The organism is Gilliamella sp. App6-5 (genome assembly GCF_001690525.1).
GTDB lineage: Bacteria > Pseudomonadota > Gammaproteobacteria > Enterobacterales > Orbaceae > Gilliamella > Gilliamella apicola_H.
Genome location: NZ_LZGT01000050.1, coordinates 34509 through 52911 on the forward strand (window position 1 = coordinate 34509; position 18403 = coordinate 52911).

General features: G+C 39.2%; 34 protein-coding genes. 30 read left to right on the plus strand and 4 right to left on the minus strand.

All coding sequences use genetic code 11. The annotated features are described in order from the left end of the window. The 29 genes from fdx (at position 1) to rplQ (ending at position 14455) form a co-directional block, all read left to right on the plus strand. Positions 1-339 carry an ISC system 2Fe-2S type ferredoxin gene (gene fdx / locus A9G24_RS06530; RefSeq protein WP_065638308.1) on the plus strand — a complete coding sequence of 113 codons (339 nt, stop codon included), beginning with the start codon at positions 1-3 and terminating at the stop codon, positions 337-339. A gap of 374 nt (positions 340-713) precedes the next feature. Then, entirely contained in the window at positions 714-1025 is a 312-nt protein-coding gene (rpsJ, locus tag A9G24_RS06535; protein WP_006120582.1) for a 30S ribosomal protein S10, read from the plus strand. A gap of 31 nt (positions 1026-1056) precedes the next feature. Then, positions 1057-1683, plus strand: coding sequence for a 50S ribosomal protein L3 (gene rplC, locus A9G24_RS06540; protein WP_065634454.1), 627 nt, complete (start codon positions 1057-1059; stop codon positions 1681-1683). 16 nt (positions 1684-1699) lie between these two features. After that, positions 1700-2302 carry a 50S ribosomal protein L4 gene (gene rplD / locus A9G24_RS06545; protein WP_065638309.1) on the plus strand — a complete coding sequence of 201 codons (603 nt, stop codon included), beginning with the start codon at positions 1700-1702 and terminating at the stop codon, positions 2300-2302. Next, complete coding sequence (gene rplW, locus A9G24_RS06550) at positions 2299-2601, plus strand: 50S ribosomal protein L23 (RefSeq protein ID WP_034885052.1); 303 nt, start codon at positions 2299-2301, stop codon at positions 2599-2601. Before rplD ends, rplW begins: the two co-directional genes overlap by 4 nt. An 18-nt stretch (positions 2602-2619) precedes the next feature. After that, entirely contained in the window at positions 2620-3444 is an 825-nt protein-coding gene (gene rplB, locus A9G24_RS06555) for a 50S ribosomal protein L2 (RefSeq protein ID WP_065558580.1), read from the plus strand. Positions 3445-3463: 19 nt separating this feature from the next. After that, positions 3464-3742 carry a 30S ribosomal protein S19 gene (gene rpsS, locus A9G24_RS06560; protein ID WP_024496505.1) on the plus strand — a complete coding sequence of 93 codons (279 nt, stop codon included), beginning with the start codon at positions 3464-3466 and terminating at the stop codon, positions 3740-3742. Between the two features lie 13 nt (positions 3743-3755). Next, positions 3756-4088: a 50S ribosomal protein L22 gene (gene rplV, locus A9G24_RS06565; protein ID WP_034884235.1), complete on the plus strand. Its 333-nt coding sequence runs from the start codon at positions 3756-3758 to the stop codon at positions 4086-4088. Positions 4089-4102: 14 nt separating this feature from the next. Further along, positions 4103-4840, plus strand: coding sequence for a 30S ribosomal protein S3 (gene rpsC, locus A9G24_RS06570; protein WP_065638310.1), 738 nt, complete (start codon positions 4103-4105; stop codon positions 4838-4840). A 12-nt stretch (positions 4841-4852) separates the two neighbouring features. Further along, positions 4853-5263, plus strand: a complete 411-nt coding sequence (gene rplP, locus A9G24_RS06575; RefSeq protein ID WP_034911153.1) for a 50S ribosomal protein L16 — start codon at positions 4853-4855, stop codon at positions 5261-5263. Further along, a complete protein-coding gene (rpmC, locus tag A9G24_RS06580; RefSeq protein WP_034902373.1) occupies positions 5264-5455 on the plus strand; it encodes a 50S ribosomal protein L29 in 192 nt (63 codons plus the stop codon). It abuts the gene before it with no gap. A gap of 1 nt (position 5456) precedes the next feature. Beyond that, on the plus strand, positions 5457-5717 hold the full coding sequence (gene rpsQ, locus A9G24_RS06585) for a 30S ribosomal protein S17 (RefSeq protein WP_034911151.1): 261 nt from the start codon (positions 5457-5459) through the stop codon (positions 5715-5717). Between the two features lie 195 nt (positions 5718-5912). Continuing rightward, complete coding sequence (rplN, locus tag A9G24_RS06590) at positions 5913-6284, plus strand: 50S ribosomal protein L14 (RefSeq protein WP_025314392.1); 372 nt, start codon at positions 5913-5915, stop codon at positions 6282-6284. A 10-nt stretch (positions 6285-6294) separates the two neighbouring features. Beyond that, entirely contained in the window at positions 6295-6609 is a 315-nt protein-coding gene (gene rplX, locus A9G24_RS06595) for a 50S ribosomal protein L24 (RefSeq protein ID WP_065561017.1), read from the plus strand. A gap of 17 nt (positions 6610-6626) precedes the next feature. After that, positions 6627-7166, plus strand: a complete 540-nt coding sequence (gene rplE, locus A9G24_RS06600; RefSeq protein WP_065558584.1) for a 50S ribosomal protein L5 — start codon at positions 6627-6629, stop codon at positions 7164-7166. An 11-nt stretch (positions 7167-7177) separates the two neighbouring features. Continuing rightward, a complete protein-coding gene (gene rpsN / locus A9G24_RS06605; RefSeq protein ID WP_025314395.1) occupies positions 7178-7483 on the plus strand; it encodes a 30S ribosomal protein S14 in 306 nt (101 codons plus the stop codon). 17 nt (positions 7484-7500) lie between these two features. Further along, on the plus strand, positions 7501-7893 hold the full coding sequence (gene rpsH / locus A9G24_RS06610; RefSeq protein ID WP_065567155.1) for a 30S ribosomal protein S8: 393 nt from the start codon (positions 7501-7503) through the stop codon (positions 7891-7893). Positions 7894-7904: 11 nt separating this feature from the next. Continuing rightward, positions 7905-8438 carry a 50S ribosomal protein L6 gene (gene rplF / locus A9G24_RS06615; protein ID WP_065638311.1) on the plus strand — a complete coding sequence of 178 codons (534 nt, stop codon included), beginning with the start codon at positions 7905-7907 and terminating at the stop codon, positions 8436-8438. A gap of 9 nt (positions 8439-8447) precedes the next feature. After that, on the plus strand, positions 8448-8801 hold the full coding sequence (rplR, locus tag A9G24_RS06620; RefSeq protein ID WP_025314398.1) for a 50S ribosomal protein L18: 354 nt from the start codon (positions 8448-8450) through the stop codon (positions 8799-8801). A gap of 14 nt (positions 8802-8815) precedes the next feature. Beyond that, complete coding sequence (gene rpsE, locus A9G24_RS06625) at positions 8816-9316, plus strand: 30S ribosomal protein S5 (RefSeq protein ID WP_025314399.1); 501 nt, start codon at positions 8816-8818, stop codon at positions 9314-9316. A gap of 6 nt (positions 9317-9322) precedes the next feature. Beyond that, the gene (gene rpmD, locus A9G24_RS06630; RefSeq protein ID WP_025314400.1) at positions 9323-9502 is read left to right on the plus strand and encodes a 50S ribosomal protein L30; all 180 of its coding nucleotides are present in this window, start codon (positions 9323-9325) and stop codon (positions 9500-9502) included. Between the two features lie 5 nt (positions 9503-9507). Beyond that, entirely contained in the window at positions 9508-9942 is a 435-nt protein-coding gene (gene rplO / locus A9G24_RS06635; RefSeq protein ID WP_065567153.1) for a 50S ribosomal protein L15, read from the plus strand. An 8-nt stretch (positions 9943-9950) separates the two neighbouring features. Next, on the plus strand, positions 9951-11291 hold the full coding sequence (gene secY, locus A9G24_RS06640) for a preprotein translocase subunit SecY (RefSeq protein WP_065638312.1): 1341 nt from the start codon (positions 9951-9953) through the stop codon (positions 11289-11291). 26 nt (positions 11292-11317) lie between these two features. Next, positions 11318-11431: a 50S ribosomal protein L36 gene (rpmJ, locus tag A9G24_RS06645; RefSeq protein WP_025314403.1), complete on the plus strand. Its 114-nt coding sequence runs from the start codon at positions 11318-11320 to the stop codon at positions 11429-11431. A 169-nt stretch (positions 11432-11600) separates the two neighbouring features. Continuing rightward, positions 11601-11957: a 30S ribosomal protein S13 gene (rpsM, locus tag A9G24_RS06650; RefSeq protein ID WP_065638313.1), complete on the plus strand. Its 357-nt coding sequence runs from the start codon at positions 11601-11603 to the stop codon at positions 11955-11957. Between the two features lie 15 nt (positions 11958-11972). Beyond that, on the plus strand, positions 11973-12362 hold the full coding sequence (rpsK, locus tag A9G24_RS06655) for a 30S ribosomal protein S11 (protein WP_025314405.1): 390 nt from the start codon (positions 11973-11975) through the stop codon (positions 12360-12362). Positions 12363-12403: 41 nt separating this feature from the next. Then, positions 12404-13024, plus strand: coding sequence for a 30S ribosomal protein S4 (gene rpsD / locus A9G24_RS06660; RefSeq protein WP_034911134.1), 621 nt, complete (start codon positions 12404-12406; stop codon positions 13022-13024). A gap of 25 nt (positions 13025-13049) precedes the next feature. Then, positions 13050-14039: a DNA-directed RNA polymerase subunit alpha gene (locus A9G24_RS06665; protein WP_034911133.1), complete on the plus strand. Its 990-nt coding sequence runs from the start codon at positions 13050-13052 to the stop codon at positions 14037-14039. 29 nt (positions 14040-14068) lie between these two features. Then, a complete protein-coding gene (gene rplQ, locus A9G24_RS06670) occupies positions 14069-14455 on the plus strand; it encodes a 50S ribosomal protein L17 (protein ID WP_034884211.1) in 387 nt (128 codons plus the stop codon). Positions 14456-14646: 191 nt separating this feature from the next. Here the strand turns inward: rplQ and A9G24_RS06675 are convergent, their stop codons facing one another. The 4 genes from A9G24_RS06675 to fabI form a co-directional block, all read right to left on the minus strand. Further along, complete coding sequence (locus A9G24_RS06675) at positions 14647-14850, minus strand: SlyX family protein (protein WP_065638314.1); 204 nt, start codon at positions 14848-14850, stop codon at positions 14647-14649. Between the two features lie 59 nt (positions 14851-14909). Next, positions 14910-15578: a RadC family protein gene (radC, locus tag A9G24_RS06680; RefSeq protein ID WP_065638315.1), complete on the minus strand. Its 669-nt coding sequence runs from the start codon at positions 15576-15578 to the stop codon at positions 14910-14912. A gap of 172 nt (positions 15579-15750) precedes the next feature. Further along, complete coding sequence (gene slyD / locus A9G24_RS06685) at positions 15751-16326, minus strand: peptidylprolyl isomerase (protein ID WP_065638316.1); 576 nt, start codon at positions 16324-16326, stop codon at positions 15751-15753. Positions 16327-16529: 203 nt separating this feature from the next. Continuing rightward, positions 16530-17318 (minus strand): enoyl-ACP reductase FabI, encoded by a 789-nt coding sequence (fabI, locus tag A9G24_RS06690; protein WP_065638317.1) that lies wholly within the window; start codon positions 17316-17318, stop codon positions 16530-16532. A 194-nt stretch (positions 17319-17512) separates the two neighbouring features. Here fabI and tehB point away from each other — a divergent pair, with 194 nt between their 5' ends. Next, a complete protein-coding gene (tehB, locus tag A9G24_RS06695) occupies positions 17513-18373 on the plus strand; it encodes an SAM-dependent methyltransferase TehB (protein WP_065638318.1) in 861 nt (286 codons plus the stop codon). The last annotated feature ends 30 nt before the right edge of the window (positions 18374-18403 follow it).

An 18403-nucleotide genomic window follows, 5' to 3' on the forward strand; every position in this document is an offset into this window, starting at 1 on the left:
ATGCCAAAAATTACTTTTTTACCGAATGCCGATCTTTGCCCAGATGGAAAAACTGTTGAGGCGCAGGAAGGCGAATCTATTTTAGAAGTGGCATTGCGCAATGATATTGAAATTGAGCATGCGTGTGAAATGTCATGTGCTTGTTCTACATGTCACTGTATTGTTCGCAAAGGGTTCGATTCTTTAGAAGAAAGTGATGAGCAGGAAGATGACATGTTAGACAAAGCGTGGGGTGTTGAACCTCATAGCCGTTTAAGTTGCCAAGCTCGCGTTACGAATCAAGATCTAGAAGTCGAGATTCCAAGATATAGCCTTAATCATGCTAAAGAAGATCATTAACTCGCTATCATAATGACGAATGATACCCATTATAGTTCACTATAAAAATTAATATTAAATCTGGTTATTTGATTGAAATTTGATGTTTGTAAATCAATAACCAGAAAAAACGCTTTATCTTTAAACCCAAATATCTGTATTTATTTCTTGCCGTTAGTTAACTAAAGGGGTATAATCCATCCACTTTGTTTATTGCCTTTCTATAAGCAAATGATAAAAAGATATAATCGTTATATAGAAAATAGCTAATTATATCAACAATACTCCCGATTTGGGGGTTACGAAAAAGAACGGATTACACTCTCCTGTCAATCGAAACAGGGAAAGAGGAGTAGTCTTTTGTTATAACTTTTAAATAATGGAGCTCTGGTCTCATGTCGAACCAAAGAATCCGTATCCGGTTAAAAGCGTTTGATCATCGTTTGATTGATCAATCAACTGCTGAAATTGTAGAAACTGCGAAGCGCACTGGTGCGCAAGTTCGTGGTCCTATTCCATTACCGACACGCAAAGAGCGTTTTACTGTATTGATTTCTCCGCACGTTAATAAAGATGCGCGTGATCAATACGAGATTCGCACTCATAAACGTCTAGTTGATATCGTTGAGCCAACTGAAAAAACAGTTGATGCTTTAATGCGTCTAGATCTTGCTGCCGGTGTTGATGTGCAGATCAGTTTAGGTTAATCCTAAGCTGAATGATTGAGAGGTCGAAACAATGATTGGTTTAATCGGTCGTAAAGTAGGAATGACACGTATCTTCACCGAAGAAGGTGTTTCTATTCCTGTCACCGTAGTAGAAGTTCAAAGCAACCGTATTACTCAAGTAAAAACCCTTGAGAATGATGGTTATCAAGCTATTCAGGTTACTACTGGCAGTAAAAAAGCAAGCCGCGTAAACAAACCTGAAGCAGGTCATTTCGCTAAGGCTGGCGTTGAAGCTGGTCGTGGTCTATGGGAATTCCGTTTTGAAGAAGGCGAATTCGCTGTAGGTCAAAGTATTAACGTTGATATTTTCACAGACGTTAAAAAAGTTGATGTTACTGGAACATCTAAAGGTAAAGGTTTTGCTGGCGTCACTAAGCGTTGGAATTTCCGTACTCAAGATGCAACTCATGGTAACTCTTTGGCACACCGTGGTCATGGCTCTATTGGTCAAAACCAAACTCCGGGTAAAGTGTTTAAAGGTCGTAAAATGGCAGGTCACCTAGGTAATGAACGTGTAACCGTTCAGAACTTAGATATTGTGCGTGTTGATGCTGAACGTAATCTTTTATTAATTAAAGGTGCAGTTCCTGGCGCAATCAATAGTGACGTAATTGTTAAACCGGCAATCAAGGCTTAACGTCGAGGAGATAGAGATGGAATTAGTAGTAAAAGACGCGCAAGCGCTTTCTGTTTCCGAAACTACCTTCGGACGTGAGTTTAATGAAGCGTTAGTTCACCAAGTAGTTGTTGCTTATGCATCTGCTGCTCGTCAAGGCTCACGCGCACAAAAAACTCGTGCAGAAATCGCTGGTTCAGGCAAAAAACCATGGCGTCAAAAAGGCACAGGTCGTGCTCGTTCAGGTTCTGTTAAGAGCCCAATTTGGCGCAGTGGTGGTGTAACATTTGCAGCAAAACCGCAAGATCATAGCCAAAAAGTTAACCGTAAAATGTATCGTGGTGCATTAAAAAGTATTTTCTCTGAATTAGTGCGTCAAGAACGTTTAGTTGTGGTTGAAACATTTACTGTTGAAGCACCTAAGACTAAATTATTAACTCAGAAATTAAATGATATGAACCTTAACGATGTTCTTATTATCGCTTCTGAAGTTGATGAAAATCTTTTCTTAGCAGCACGTAACTTGCATAAAGTTGATGTGCGTGATGTGGCAGGTATTGATCCAGTTAGTTTGATTGCATTTGACAAAGTGGTTATCACTGTTGATGCCGTTAAACAAGTAGAGGAGATGTTAGCATGATTCGTGAAGAGCGTCTGCTTAAAGTCCTGCGAGCACCACATGTTTCTGAAAAAGCATCTATTTCAATGGAAAAAACAAATACATTAGTATTGAAAGTTGCTAAAGATGCTACTAAGAGAGAGATTAAAGCCGCAGTTGAACAACTATTTGAAGTTAAAGTAGATGACGTTAATACCCTTGTTGTTAAAGGTAAAGTTAAACGTCGTGGTCAACAAATCGGTCGCCGTAGCGACTGGAAAAAAGCTTACGTTACTTTAGCAGAAGGTCAAAATTTAGACCTTGCTGGCGTCGCTGAGTAATTCGGAGGAGTAAGAACAATGGCAGTTGTTAAGTGTAAACCTACATCTCCGGGTCGTCGCCACGTTGTTAAAGTGGTTAACCCAGAGTTGCATAAAGGTAAGCCTTATGCACCGTTGCTTGATTCAAAAAGCAAAACTGGTGGTCGCAATAATAATGGTCGAATCACTACCCGTCATATTGGTGGTGGTCATAAACAACATTATCGTATTGTCGACTTTAAGCGCAATAAAGATGGTATTCCAGCAGTTGTTGAACGTTTGGAATACGATCCAAATCGTAGTGCAAATATTGCATTAGTTTTATATAAAGACGGTGAACGTCGTTATATTTTAGCGCCTAAAGGCTTAAAAGCAGGTGATCAGATCCAATCTGGCGTTGACGCATCAATTAAAACAGGTAACTGTTTACCAATGCGCAATATCCCAGTCGGTTCTACCGTGCATAATATTGAAATGAAACCAGGTAAAGGCGGACAACTTGCTCGCTCTGCTGGTAGTTATGTTCAAATCGTTGCGCGTGATGGTGCATATGTCACATTGCGTTTGCGTTCAGGTGAAATGCGTAAAGTATTATCTGATTGCCGTGCTACTATTGGTGAAGTGGGTAATTCAGAGCATATGCTTCGTGTATTAGGTAAAGCGGGTGCAACGCGTTGGCGTGGTGTTCGTCCTACTGTTCGCGGTACAGCAATGAACCCGGTAGACCATCCACATGGTGGTGGTGAAGGTCGTAACTTTGGTAAACATCCTGTGTCTCCATGGGGTCAAAAAGCCAAAGGATTGAAAACGCGTAGCAACAAACGTACTGATAAGTATATTGTTCGCCGTCGCAATAAGAAATAATTAATATAGAGGATTAGCTATGCCACGTTCTCTCAAGAAGGGTCCTTTCATTGACCTACACTTGCTGAAGAAGGTAGAGAAAGCGGTGGAAAGCGGGGACAAGAAACCAATTCGTACTTGGTCCCGTCGTTCAACGATCTTTCCTAATATGATCGGATTGACCATCGCTGTCCATAATGGTCGTCAGCACGTTCCAGTTTATGTTTCCGACGAAATGGTTGGGCATAAATTGGGTGAATTCGCGCCGACTCGTACTTATCGCGGTCACGCAGCTGATAAGAAAGCTAAGAAGAAATAAGTAGGAGAAAGAGATGGAAACAATTGCAAAGTACCGCCACGCTCGTTCTTCTGCACAAAAAGTTCGCTTAGTTGCAGATCTTGTTCGCGGTAAGAAAGTGTCTCAGGCACTAGATATTTTAACGTACACCAATAAAAAAGCGGCTGTACTTGTTAAAAAAGTATTAGAGTCTGCTATTGCTAATGCAGAGCATAACGATGGTGCTGATATTGATGATCTAAAAGTTGCGAAAATTTTCGTAGACGAAGGCCCAACCATGAAGCGTATTATGCCTCGTGCGAAAGGTCGCGCAGATCGAATTTTGAAGCGTACGAGTCACATCACCGTGATCGTCTCAGATCGCTAGGCTGGAGAATAGCAATGGGTCAAAAAGTAAATCCAAATGGTATCCGATTAGGCATTGTCAAGCCTTGGACATCTACATGGTATTCGGGTACAAAGACATTCGCTGATAATTTAGAAAGTGATTTTAGAGTGCGTCAATTCTTGAACAAAGAATTAGCACAAGCATCAATCTCTAAGATTGTGATCGATCGTTCAGCAGAAACTAACGTTCGCATTACTATTCACACTGCTCGTCCGGGTATTGTGATTGGTAAAAAAGGTGAGGACGTTGAAAAATTACGTAATGCCGTAGCTTCTATTGTCAATAAATATAAAGACAAAAAAGAGAAACGTGATGTTGCAGTACAAATTAATATTGCCGAAGTTCGTAAACCAGAACTAGACGCAAAATTAGTTGCTGATAGCATTACTTCTCAGTTAGAACGCCGTGTTATGTTCCGTCGTGCGATGAAACGTGCGGTACAAAACGCAATGAAAGCGGGTGCTAAAGGTATCAAAGTTGAAGTAAGTGGTCGTTTAGGCGGCGCTGAAATTGCTCGTAGTGAATGGTATCGTGAAGGACGTGTGCCTTTACATACTTTACGTGCTGACATCGACTATGGATTGTCTGAAGCATTAACTACCTATGGTATTATTGGTGTTAAAGTGTGGATCTTCAAAGGTGAGATCCTTGGTGGTATGGCTGCCGTTGAACAAGCAGAAAAACAACCTGCTGCTCAACCGAAAAAGCAGCGCAAAGGCCGAAAACAATAAGGAGCGTCGCTGATGTTACAACCAAAGCGTACAAAATTCCGTAAAGTGCACAAGGGCCGCAATCGTGGTCTTGCTGTAAGTACTGATGTTAGTTTCGGTACATTCGGTCTTAAGGCTGTAGGTCGTGGTCGTTTGACTGCGCGCCAGATCGAAGCGGCACGTCGTGCAATGACTCGTGCAGTTAAGCGTCAAGGTAAAATCTGGATTCGAGTTTTCCCTGATAAACCAATTACTGAAAAACCACTTGCGGTGCGTATGGGTAAAGGTAAGGGTAACGTTGAATACTGGGTTGCACAGATTCAACCAGGTAAAGTCCTTTATGAAATGGACGGTGTACCGGAAGAAGTTGCTCGTGAAGCATTTGCGTTGGCAGCTGCAAAACTGCCAATTAAAACCACCTTTGTGATTAAGACGGTGATGTAAATGAAAGCAAAAGAGCTACGCGAAAAAAGCGTTGAAGAGTTAAATACTGAACTTCTTAATTTATTACGTGAGCAATTTAACTTACGTATGCAATTAGCTGGAGGTCAGTTAACACAGACTCATATGTTAAAACAAGTGCGTCGTAATATTGCACGTGTTAAAACATTATTAACTGAGAAGGCGGGTGCGTAATATGACTACTGAAGTAAAAATTCGTACTCAGCAAGGTCGTGTTATTAGCGACAAAATGGATAAATCTATTACTGTAGCTATAGAACGTAAAGTGAAGCATCCGTTATATGGTAAGTTCATTAAACGTACGACTAAATTGCATGTACATGACGAAAACAACGAGTGTGGTATTGGGGATACTGTAGAAATTAAAGAGTGTCGTCCATTATCAAAAACCAAATCTTGGACTCTTGTTCGAATCGTTGAAAAAGCAGTTATCTAATCTTTTTGATTAAAAACTGTACATAATATAATAAACGGCTCAATGGCCGTTTATTTTATGCTATCCATTTTATTTGAGTGGTGTTATACTATTCGCCACTCACGTAAGTGGGTTTTTGGTTGTCTATTCTTATCCATGGTAGTTGAAGTGGATGAAGGTAGATTAGACAATAATTTATTTATACGGAGCATTAAAATGATCCAAGAACAGACTAGGCTAGATGTTGCCGATAACTCTGGCGCACGTAGCGTAATGTGTATCAAGGTTCTCGGTGGATCGCACCGTCGTTATGCAGCGGTAGGTGATATCATCAAAGTTACCATTAAAGAAGCAATTCCACGTGGTAAAGTTAAGAAAGGTGATGTGCTTAAAGCTGTTGTAGTGCGCACTAGAAAAGGTGTTCGTCGTCCTGATGGATCTGTCATTCGTTTCGATCGTAATGCTTGTGTTATTTTAAATAATAACAGTGAGCAACCGATTGGTACGCGTATTTTTGGACCGGTCACTCGTGAACTTCGTTCTGAGAAGTTTATGAAGATCATTTCATTAGCACCAGAAGTACTGTAAGGAGCGGGTAATGGCAGCGAAAATCCGTCGAGAAGATGAAGTTATCGTGTTAACCGGTAAAGATAAAGGTAAACGCGGTAAAGTAAAGAGCGTTTTGTCTACAGGGAAAGTGATTGTTGAAGGTATTAATTTGGTGAAAAAACACCAAAAACCAGTACCTGCATTAAATCAAGAAGGTGGAATTGTTGAAAAAGAAGCAGCAATTAATGTTTCTAATGTAGCAATTTTCAACCCAGCTACAGGCAAAGCAGATCGCGTAGGCTTTCGTATTGAAGACGGTAAAAAAGTCCGTTTTTATAAGTCTACTAATGAATTAATCAATTAAGTAATTTGGAGTGTACGATGGCGAAACTGCATGATTACTACAAAGCACAGGTAGTAAATAAACTGCAAGAACAGTTTGGCTACAAATCTGTCATGCAAGTCCCTCGGATCGAAAAGATCACCTTGAATATGGGTGTGGGTGAAGCAATTACTGATAAGAAATTATTAGATAATGCGGTTGCAGATTTAGCTGCAATCAGTGGTCAAAAACCGCTTGTCACAAAAGCACGCAAATCAGTTGCTGGTTTTAAAATCCGTCAAGGGTATCCTATTGGTTGTAAAGTCACTTTACGTGGCGAACGTATGTGGGAATTTTTTGAACGTCTAGTTTATATTGCTCTTCCTCGTACTCGAGATTTTCGTGGTTTAAGCGCAAAATCTTTTGATGGTCGTGGTAACTATAGCATGGGTGTTCGTGAGCAAATCGTTTTCCCTGAAATCGATTATGATAAAGTTGATCGTGTTCGTGGTTTAGATATTACTATCACAACAAGTGCACAATCAGATGAAGAAGGCCGAGCTTTATTATCTGCCTTTAACTTCCCATTTCGTAAGTAAGGTAGGGCATAATGGCTAAACAATCAATGATTGAACGCGATAAAAAACGCGTAAAGCTAGCAGAAAAATATTTTGCAAAGCGTCAAGAATTAAAAGCGATTATCTCTGATCTTAATGCATCAGATGAAGATCGTTGGAATGCAGTGCTTAAATTGCAAACGCTTCCTCGTGATTCTAGTCCATCACGTCAACGTCGTCGTTGTCGTCAAACTGGTCGTCCTCATGGCGTCCTTCGTAAGTTTGGTTTAAGTCGTATTAAGGTTCGTGAGTCAGCCATGCGTGGTGAGATTCCTGGTCTTAAAAAGGCAAGTTGGTAATCAGGGGAGTGTTATAGATGAGCATGCAAGATCCTATAGCAGATATGTTGACCCGTATTCGTAACGGTCAATCTGCGAATAAAGTTGCAGTCACCATGCCTTCCTCTAAGCTGAAAGTGGCTATTGCCAATGTGCTAAAAGAAGAAGGTTATATCGGGGACTATAAAGTTGTTGGTGACACTAAGCCAGAATTGGAAATTACTTTAAAATATTTCCAAGGCAAAGCTGTTGTAGAAAGTATCAAACGTGTTAGCCGTCCAGGTTTACGTATTTATAAACGTAAAGATGAATTACCAAAAGTTATGGCTGGACTAGGTATCGCAGTTGTTTCTACTTCTAAAGGTGTTATGACTGATCGTGCAGCACGCCAAGCAGGTCTTGGTGGTGAAATTATCTGCTACGTAGCGTAAGGGAGAAAAAGATGTCTCGTGTTGCAAAAGCACCTGTCGTTGTTCCTGCTGGCGTAGAGGTAAAACTCAATGGTCAGGTAATTACGATTAAAGGTAAAAATGGCGAGTTATCTCGCACAATAAATAATGCTGTTGTGATTAATCAAGAAGAAGGTCAAATTAAATTTGCTCCTCGTGATGGTTTTGCAGATGCTTGGGCTCAAGCAGGTACTGCTCGCGCATTGATTAACGCAATGGTTATTGGTGTTACTGAAGGTTTTACTAAAAAACTTCAGCTAGTTGGTGTCGGTTATCGTGCACAAGTTAAAGGTAATGCAATTGGTTTATCTCTTGGATATTCACATCCAATTGAACATCAATTACCTGCAGGTGTAACAGCTGAATGTCCTTCTCAAACTGAAATCGTGCTAAAAAGTGCTGATAAACAGTTAATTGGACAAGTAGCTGCTGATATCCGTGCTTATCGTCGTCCTGAGCCTTATAAAGGTAAAGGTGTTCGTTACGCAGATGAAGTTGTGCGTACTAAAGAAGCTAAGAAAAAGTAAGGTAACACTATGGATAAGAAATCAGCTCGTATCCGTCGTGCAACTAAAGCGCGTCGCAAGATGCATGAACTACTTGCAACTCGCTTAGTGGTTCACCGCACTCCGCGTCATATTTATGCGCAGATTATCGCACCAAACGGATCAGAAGTACTGGCAGCTGCTTCTACATTAGAAAAAGCTATCAGTGAAAGTTTAAAATACACCGGAAACAAAGATGCAGCAGCGGCGGTTGGTAAAGCAATTGCTGAACGTGCATTAGCGAAAGATATCAAAGAAGTTTCATTTGATCGTTCAGGTTTCCAATATCATGGTCGAGTTCAGGCGCTAGCAGATGCTGCTCGCGAAGCTGGCCTACAGTTCTAAGGTAGGAGTTAAAGATGTCAAACATCGAAAAACAAGCTGGTGAACTGCAGGAAAAACTAATCGCAGTTAACCGAGTTTCTAAAACCGTAAAAGGTGGTCGTATTTTTAGTTTTTCTGCACTAACAGTTGTTGGTGACGGTAATGGCCGCGTAGGTTTTGGATATGGTAAAGCACGTGAAGTGCCAGCAGCAATTCAAAAAGCAATGGAAAAAGCACGTCGCAATATGATCAATGTTGCATTAAATAACGATACATTACAGCATCCAGTTAAAGGTGCTCACACAGGTTCTCGTGTTTATATGCAACCAGCATCAGAAGGTACTGGTATTATCGCTGGTGGTGCAATGCGTGCCGTTTTAGAAGTTGCTGGTGTTCGTAACGTTCTAGCTAAAGCATATGGTTCTACTAACCCAATTAATGTGGTTCGTGCAACGATTGATGGCTTAGAAAATATGAAATCACCCGAAATGGTTGCTGCTAAACGTGGTAAAACCGTCGAAGAAATTTTGGGGTAATTAACCATGGCAAAAACAATTAAAATTACACAGACTCGTAGTTCTATTGGTCGTCTACCGAAGCACAAAGCGACGTTAGTTGGTCTTGGATTACGTCGTATTGGTCATACTGTTGAGCGTGAGGATACTCCGGCTATTCGCGGTATGGTAAACCAAGTTTATTACATGGTTAAAGTAGAGGAGTAATAGTAATGCGTTTAAATACTTTATCTCCTGCGGAAGGTTCAAAGCATGCACCAAAACGTTTGGGCCGAGGAATCGGTTCTGGACTAGGTAAAACAGGTACCCGTGGTGTTAAAGGTCAAAAATCTCGTTCAGGCGGTGGCGTTCGTCGCGGCTTTGAAGGTGGTCAAATGCCTTTATATCGTCGTTTACCAAAATTTGGTTTTACCTCACGTAAAGCTCTAGTTACAGCTCAAGTTCGTCTTTCTGATTTGATGAAAGTCGAAGGCGATATTGTTGACCTAAATAGCTTGAAAGTTGCTAATGTGATTAATTCACATATCGAATATGCAAAAATTATGTTATCTGGTGAGGTAACTAAACCAGTAACTGTTCGTGGTATTCGAGTAACTAAAGGTGCTAAAGCTGCAATTGAAGCTGCTGGCGGAAAAATTGAGGAATAATTAGAAAGATGGCAAAGCAACCAGGATTAGATTTTCAAAGTGCACGAAGTGGTAGTGGTGAGCTTAAAAGACGTTTGATGTTTGTGCTTTTGGCACTTATTGTTTTTCGTCTTGGCTCTTACATTCCTGTTCCTGGTATTGATACTAAAGCGTTATCGGATTTGTTAACGAAAGCATCGTCTGATGGTATCGTTAGTATGTTCAATATGTTCTCTGGTGGTGCTTTAAGCCGTGCTTCAATTTTTGCTTTAGGGATAATGCCTTATATTTCTGCATCAATTATCGTGCAGTTATTAACGTCAATTAGCCCTAAACTTGCAGAATTGAAGAAAGAAGGTGAATCGGGTCGTAAAAAAATTAGTCAGTACACTCGTTATGGCACGCTTGCCTTAGCAATTGTACAGGCAGTTGGTATTGCGACTGGTTTGCCGAATATTCCTGGTTATGAAGAAGTTGTGATTAATCCGGGATTTTCTTTCTATTTTGTTGCATCGGTTAGCTTAGTTACTGGCACTATGTTTCTTATGTGGCTAGGTGAACAGATCACAGAGCGAGGTGTAGGTAATGGTATTTCCATCATTATCTTTGCGGGTATCGTGGCTGGTCTACCTCATGCAATATATGAAACAATTGAACAAGCTCGTTCTGGTTCATTGCATCCGATTTTATTATTAGTAGTTGCTGCATTGGTGATTGGTGTAACCTATTTTGTTGTGTTTGTTGAACGTGGTCAACGACGTATTGTTGTTAACTATGCACAAAGGCAGCAAGGTCGCCGTGTTTACGCGGCACAAAGTACACATTTACCATTAAAAATTAATATGGCAGGTGTTATTCCAGCAATATTTGCCTCGACAATTGCTATGTTACCGTCAATGATGGCTTCTTGGTTTCAAGGGGATGGTGAAGGATGGAGATATATTATTGTACTTATTAAGCAATATTTTTCTCATGAGCAACCATTATACATAATCTTTTTTGCAGCAGCGATTGTCTTCTTTTGTTTCTTTTATACAGCATTGGTTTTCAATCCAAGAGAAACAGCAGATCAGCTTAAAAAATCTGGTGCATTTATTCCAGGTATTCGCCCAGGTGAACAAACATCTAAGTATATCGACAAAGTGATGACTCGTTTAACGCTAATTGGCGCAATCTACATTACTTTTGTATGTTTGGTACCAATGTTTATGACAAGTGCAATGAATGTTCCTGTTCAATTTGGTGGAACATCTTTATTAATTGTTGTTGTTGTAATCATGGATTTTATGGCACAAGTACAGACTTTAATGATACCAAATCGTTATGAGTCAATGTTAAAGAAAGCGAACCTTAAAGGCTACGGTCGATAAGTTAGCCAGAAGTTACGGAGAAAAAAATGAAAGTTCGTGCTTCAGTCAAGAAATTATGCAGAAATTGTAAAATCATTAAACGTAATGGCATTGTTCGTGTTATTTGCGTTGAAGGTAAACACAAGCAACGTCAAGGTTAATTTATTTAGCCGAAAAGTTGCGCTTTTGCATATTTTTCTTGCCAAAGTATAGTAAAGCTGGCTAGAATAGCCAGCCTAGTTTTATTTGTGAATTCACTGTTTGAGTATCCTGAAAACGGGCTTTTCAGTATGGTGAATTCGCTAAACATTAACAATAAAGGAGTGCATAGTGGCCCGTATAGCAGGCATTAACATTCCTGATCAACAACATGCTGTAATTGCTCTACAAGCAATTTATGGAATTGGAAGTACTCGTGCTAAGACTATTTGTGCTCAAGCGGGTATTCCTGAACATGTGAAGATCAGAGAACTATCTGAAGATCAGATTGAAACGTTACGTGAACAAGTCGCTAAATTCACAGTTGAAGGTGATTTACGACGTGAAGTAACTATGAGTATCAAGCGTTTATTAGACCTTGGTTGTTATCGTGGCATGCGTCATCGTCGTGGACTACCAGTCCGTGGCCAACGCACAAAGACTAACGCTCGTACCCGTAAGGGACCGCGTAAGCCAATCAAGAAATAATTGAGGTATAATTAAATGGCAAAGACACCTGTTCGTACACGTAAACGTGTAAAAAAGCAAGTTTCTGATGGTATAGCTCATATTCATGCATCATTCAACAATACAATCGTAACTATTACCGATCGTCAAGGTAATGCGTTGGGTTGGGCAACCGCTGGTGGTTCTGGTTTCCGTGGCTCTCGTAAGTCAACTCCGTTTGCAGCTCAAGTGGCCGCAGAACGTTGTGCTGAAGCCGTCAAAGATTACGGAATTAAGAACCTAGAAGTTATGGTTAAAGGACCTGGTCCTGGTCGTGAGTCAACAATTCGTGCATTAAATGCAGCGGGTTATCGCATCACTAACATTACTGATGTTACTCCGATTCCTCATAACGGTTGTCGTCCACCAAAGAAACGTCGTGTTTAATTTTTTAAACATTGAATGTTTAGGATTATTGGAGAAATAAAATGGCAAGATATTTGGGACCAAAACTCAAATTAAGTCGCCGTGAAGGTACAGATTTATTCCTTAAGTCTGGCGTCCGAGCGATTGATAGTAAATGTAAATTAGAACAAGCTCCTGGACAGCATGGTGCGCGTAAACCGCGTTTATCAGATTATGGTGTTCAGTTACGTGAAAAACAAAAAGTTAGACGTATTTATGGAATTTTAGAACGTCAATTCCGTAATTATTATAAAAGCGCTGCGCGTATTAAAGGCAATACCGGTGAAAACCTACTTGGTCTTTTAGAACGTCGCTTAGATAACGTTGTTTATCGCATGGGATTTGGTGCGACTCGTGCTGAAGCTCGTCAATTAGTTAGTCATAAAGCTGTTCTTGTTAATGGTCGCGTTGTAAATATTGCATCTTATCAAGTTTCACCAGAAGATGTGATTAGTGTTCGCGAAAAATCAAAAAAACAAGCACGTATTAAAGCCGCTTTAGAGTTAGCTGAACAACGTGAAAAACCAACATGGTTAGAAGTTGATGCTAGCAAAATGGAAGGTGTATTTAAACGCTTACCAGAACGTTCAGATTTATCTGCTGACATCAACGAACATTTGATCGTCGAACTTTACTCTAAGTAAAGTTTAGCACTTAAGAGAGGACATAATGCAGGGTTCTGTAACAGAGTTTTTAAAACCTCACCTAGTTGATGTTGTTCAATACAGCCAAACACATGCTAAAGTGACTTTAGAGCCACTTGAACGTGGTTTTGGTCACACTTTAGGTAATGCACTGCGCCGCATTTTATTATCATCTATGCCGGGATATGCAGTAACCGAAGTTGAAATTGACGGTGTTCTGCATGAGTACAGTACTAAAGAAGGCGTTCAAGAAGATGTACTTGATATTTTGCTTAATTTAAAAAAATTAGCAGTACGAGTACATACTAAAGATGATGTGATGCTGACTTTAAACAAATCAGGTATTGGTGCCGTAACAGCATCTGATATCACTCATGATGGTGATGTTGAAATTGTTAATCCTGATTTAGTAATTTGTCATCTTACTGATGCCAATGCTTCAATTAGTATGCGTATTCGTGTACAACGAGGACGTGGTTATGTCCCTGCTTCTGCTCGCGTTAAGTCAGAAGATGAAGAGCGACCAATTGGTCGTCTGTTAGTTGATGCATGTTATAGCCCTGTCGAGCGTATTGCTTATTCTGTTGATGCTGCTCGTGTGGAACAACGTACGGACTTAGATAAACTTGTTATCGATATGGAAACCAATGGTACTATCGATCCTGAGGAATCTATTCGTCGTGCATCAACTATTTTGGCTGAACAACTTGAAGCTTTCGTTGATTTACGTGATGTGCGTCAACCAGAAGTGAAAGAAGATAAACCGGAGTTTGATCCAATCCTTTTACGTCCAGTAGATGATTTGGAATTAACTGTTCGGTCTGCTAATTGCTTAAAAGCAGAAGCAGTTCATTATATTGGTGATTTAGTACAACGTACCGAAGTTGAGTTACTTAAAACCCCTAATCTTGGTAAGAAATCACTTACTGAAATTAAGGATGTACTCGCATCTCGTGGTTTATCTTTAGGCATGCGTCTTGAGAACTGGCCACCAGCAAGTATCGTTGAAGACTAAGATAAAATTTATATAAGAAGGATAAAGTTATGCGCCATCGTAAAAGTGGTCGTCAACTGAACCGAAATAGCAGCCATCGTCAAGCAATGTTTCGTAACATGACTAGTTCACTTGTTGAACATGAAATCATCAAAACTACATTGCCTAAAGCAAAAGAGTTGCGTCGTGTTGTTGAACCGTTAATTACGCTAGCCAAAAGCGATAGCGTAGCTAATCGCCGTCTGGCTTTTGCTCGTATCCGTGATAAAGATACAGTTAAAAAATTATTTTCAGATTTAGGTCCACGTTTTGCTACCCGTCCAGGTGGTTATGTACGTATTTTAAAATGTGGTTTCCGTGATGGAGATAATGCACCAATGGCTTATATTGAATTAGTTGACCGCCCTGCAGTAGAAGCAGAAGCAGCAGCTGAATAATTATTAAATCATTGTGTATTAAAACCGGCTATAGGCCGGTTTTTTATTTTCTAATTTAGATTGATCGTCATTACCTTAATTTACAGTCCGTTAAACTTATTAAGGGAATGCTATCTACTAAGCGGTATCCAAGATATTAGTGATTGGGTAGATAAATTTGCAAATGGCAATGATTTGCTGTACAAGCATCATTAATAATGTGGCGGTGGGGTTTCTTCAGATAAATTTGCAATATTTGATGCCTGAGTAGCTTGTAGTTTTTGGGACAATAGCGTCAATTGTTCTTTTAATTTACTGATATCTGCCTGAAGGCGTGTCACCATTTGGTTTAACTCTTCAATGGTGACTTCTTGAAAGGCAACTTTAGTTTCAAGTAGTTCTAGTTGTTTATTCATAAAAATCGTTCATGTATAAATTATTAGGTAATAAACTACATTGTAAGTAAAAATAACGATTAAATCCATCCGCGTTCAGCAAAAGAGACGTACTCACCTTTTCCGATCACGATATGATCAACTATTCGAATATCAATTAAGTTACATACTTGTTCGATTTTTTGGGTGAGAATACGATCAGCTTGACTTGGTTCTGACATTCCTGAAGGATGATTATGCGCTAAAATTAAAGCTGCTGCATTATGTTGTAATGCTCTCCTTGCTATTTCGCGTGGGTGTACTTCTACACAATTATAGGTACCGATAAACATCTCTTCAGAATAAATAACATAATTTTGATTATCTAAAAAAATCACCATAAAAACCTCTTGATCTTTATTCGCTAATCGACTTGCTAAATAGTGATACGTTAGAGTTGGTGAGGTAAGCGAGTTTTCTTTGGTCATTTTTACTTTTAAATATCGATATGAAAGTTCGACAACCGCTTTTAATTGTGTGTATTTGGCTGTACCTAATCCTTTTTTTTGGCAAAAATCATTATGGCTTGCATTTATTAGATGATAGACTGAACCAAACTCATTTAATAATTTTTGCGATAACTCTAAAACTGGTAAATTACGCGTGCCAGTGCGTAAAAAAAGAGCCAGTAATTCTGCATCACTGAGTGTTTCAACTCCAAATTTCAAAAGCTTTTCACGTGGCATTAATGTAACTGGTTGTGAAGGCATAATTGTTAGGTTCCAATAATTGTAAAATTCAGATTATTAAAGGAAAAATTAGCAAGGTAAAATAATAATGTAAAATATTGGGAGTTATTTCACAACTTATTAAGTAAAATGGAATAGATGGCAAATAAAAAGCGCTATACAGCGCTTTTATAATTTCATTTTAATAGGTGGATTAGTGACAACCACATCCTCCATGACCACCGCCACAGCATCCAGTGCTTTCATCATCTTCGTCTTCATGAGAATGACCGCCACAGCCACAACCACCGTGTCCGTGATCATGTCCATGTTCACCATGAATATGACCATGAGCGATTTCGTCTTCTGTTGCCTCACGGATAGCTAATATTTCAACATTAAATTTTAGATCTTGCCCAGCAAGCATGTGATTGCCATCAACGGTAACGTTATCGCCATCGATAGCGGTAATTTCAACTGGTAAAGAACCTTGATCAGTATCAGCAAAAAAACGCATGCCCACTTCAAGTTCATCAACACCGACAAACACATCACGAGGAACATTTTGTACAAGTGCATCGTTAAAATCGCCATAGGCATTAATTATTTCAACTTCAAATTTATCACCAACTTGATGACCTTCTAGCGCTTTTTCAAGATCTTGTAATAGATTACCAGCACCTTGTAGATATTCCAGTGGTGCAGCAGCGGTTGCTTCGTCAACTAAGACTCCGTCTGTAGTACGCACTTGATACGCCATACTCACTACTGTATTTTTTGCTATTTTCATTTTTTCTCCAACAAACTGTTACCGTGCAAATTGGCATAGATTTTAACGGAAAAAACAGTATATGTATTCTAAATTTTATGTTTTTGTTCAAAACTTACAAAAGAATAATATAAGTAACTAAGATAGTAATTTGATATTAAATATAATTAAAAAGGCGCAAACATTAATGGTTTAGCGCCTTTTTTATATATAATGAGAATTACTTATTTGAGTTCTAACTCATTCATTGCTGCGATGCTGAATCCGCCATCAACGTGAATTACTTCACCGGTAATGCCTGAAGCTAAATCAGAACATAAAAATGCTGCTGAATTGCCGACATCCTCAGTGGTCACTGTGCGACGAATTGGGGTTACTGATTCACAGTGAGATAACATTTTTTTGAAATCTTTAATCCCTGATGCGGCAAGCGTACGAATTGGTCCAGCTGAAATGGCATTCACACGTACCCCTTCTGGTCCCATTGCATTTGCCATATAGCGCACATTGGCTTCGAGTGACGCTTTAGCAAGCCCCATCACATTATAGTTAGGAATTGCACGTTCAGCGCCAAGGTAAGAAAGCGTAACCAATGCAGAGCCTGGATTTAACATTGATCGGCATGCTTTAGCCATGGCTACAAAGCTGTAAGAGCTGATATCGTGAGCAATTGAAAAACCTTCACGAGTCACAGCATTAACATAATCTCCATCTAATTGATCACCTGGGGCGAAAGCGATAGCGTGGACAAAACCGTCGAATTTATCCCATGTTTTTGCCAGTTCAGTAAATAGTTCTGTGATGCTTTCATCATGTACAACATCGCAAGGTAGAACGATTTTTGAACCAAAATCAGCGGCAAACTCCTCAACACGTCCTTTTAATTTATCGTTTTGGTAAGTAAAAGCGAGTTCAGCACCCTCACGATGCATAGATTGTGCAATACCGTAAGCAATAGAACGGTTACTTGCAACACCCGTAACAAGTATACGTTTGCCTGTTAAAAATCCCATAAATTGTTCCTCTAATGTTTTCACTATATAGTCTAGGATGGTGAAGATTATATGTTGATCAAGCCAACTTCGCTACAATAAATTTATGTTTCGCTATTTGTTATTATTTTATCTGGTGTCAGTGCGAGTTGTTTAGACGTTTAATAATTGACTATAATAGTCAACTATTGCTCTATTTTAAGGATGATATTATTTTGGAAAATTTAGTTAATTATAAAATGTTACCCGTTTGGGATGCTAAAAAATTACCACAAGTATTTTGTGAAAAATACCATATCCAAGAGGGAGCATGGGTAAAGTTACACATTATTGCGGGTAGTTTAGATTGTGAGATATTAACTGAGCAAGGCGAGATGAAAAGTCAACACTATTATGATATGTTGCATCAACCACCACTCATATCACCGTTGCAGTGGTACCGTATTACTAAGGTATCGGATGATCTACAGTGCCAGTTTGCGTTTTATTGTCAGCCTGAGGACTATACTCATAAAAAATACCAGATGACTAAAACACATTCTGAAGTGGTGTTGGCTTGCCAATTTATCCCTAAAGGTAAAGTATTAGATCTTGGTTGTGGCTCTGGTCGTAATTCGCTTTATTTGCAATTATTAGGTTTTGACGTCAACGCTGTTGATAAATCGGAACAGAGTATTAATAATTTACAGCAGATTATTCATAATGAGAATCTAAACCATATCAATGCTTCTCTCTATGATATTAACCAAGCCAACTTAAAAGGTGAATATGATTTCATTATCTCAACGGTTGTAATGATGTTTTTACAACCAGATAAAATCCCAGATATTATTCATAATATGCAGGCTATCACCAAACGTGGCGGTTATAATCTTATCGTCTGTGCAATGTCAACGGCTGACTATCCTTGTTCTGTGGGATTTTCATTCACATTTAAAGAACAACAATTACTCAATTATTATCAAGGTTGGGAAATTCTAAAATACAATGAAAATATTGGTCAATTACATAAAACTGATATTTATGGTAATCGTATAAAATTGAGATTTGCAACGCTGTTAGCGAGAAAACGATAAATATTACAGGATAAAATATCCTGTAATATT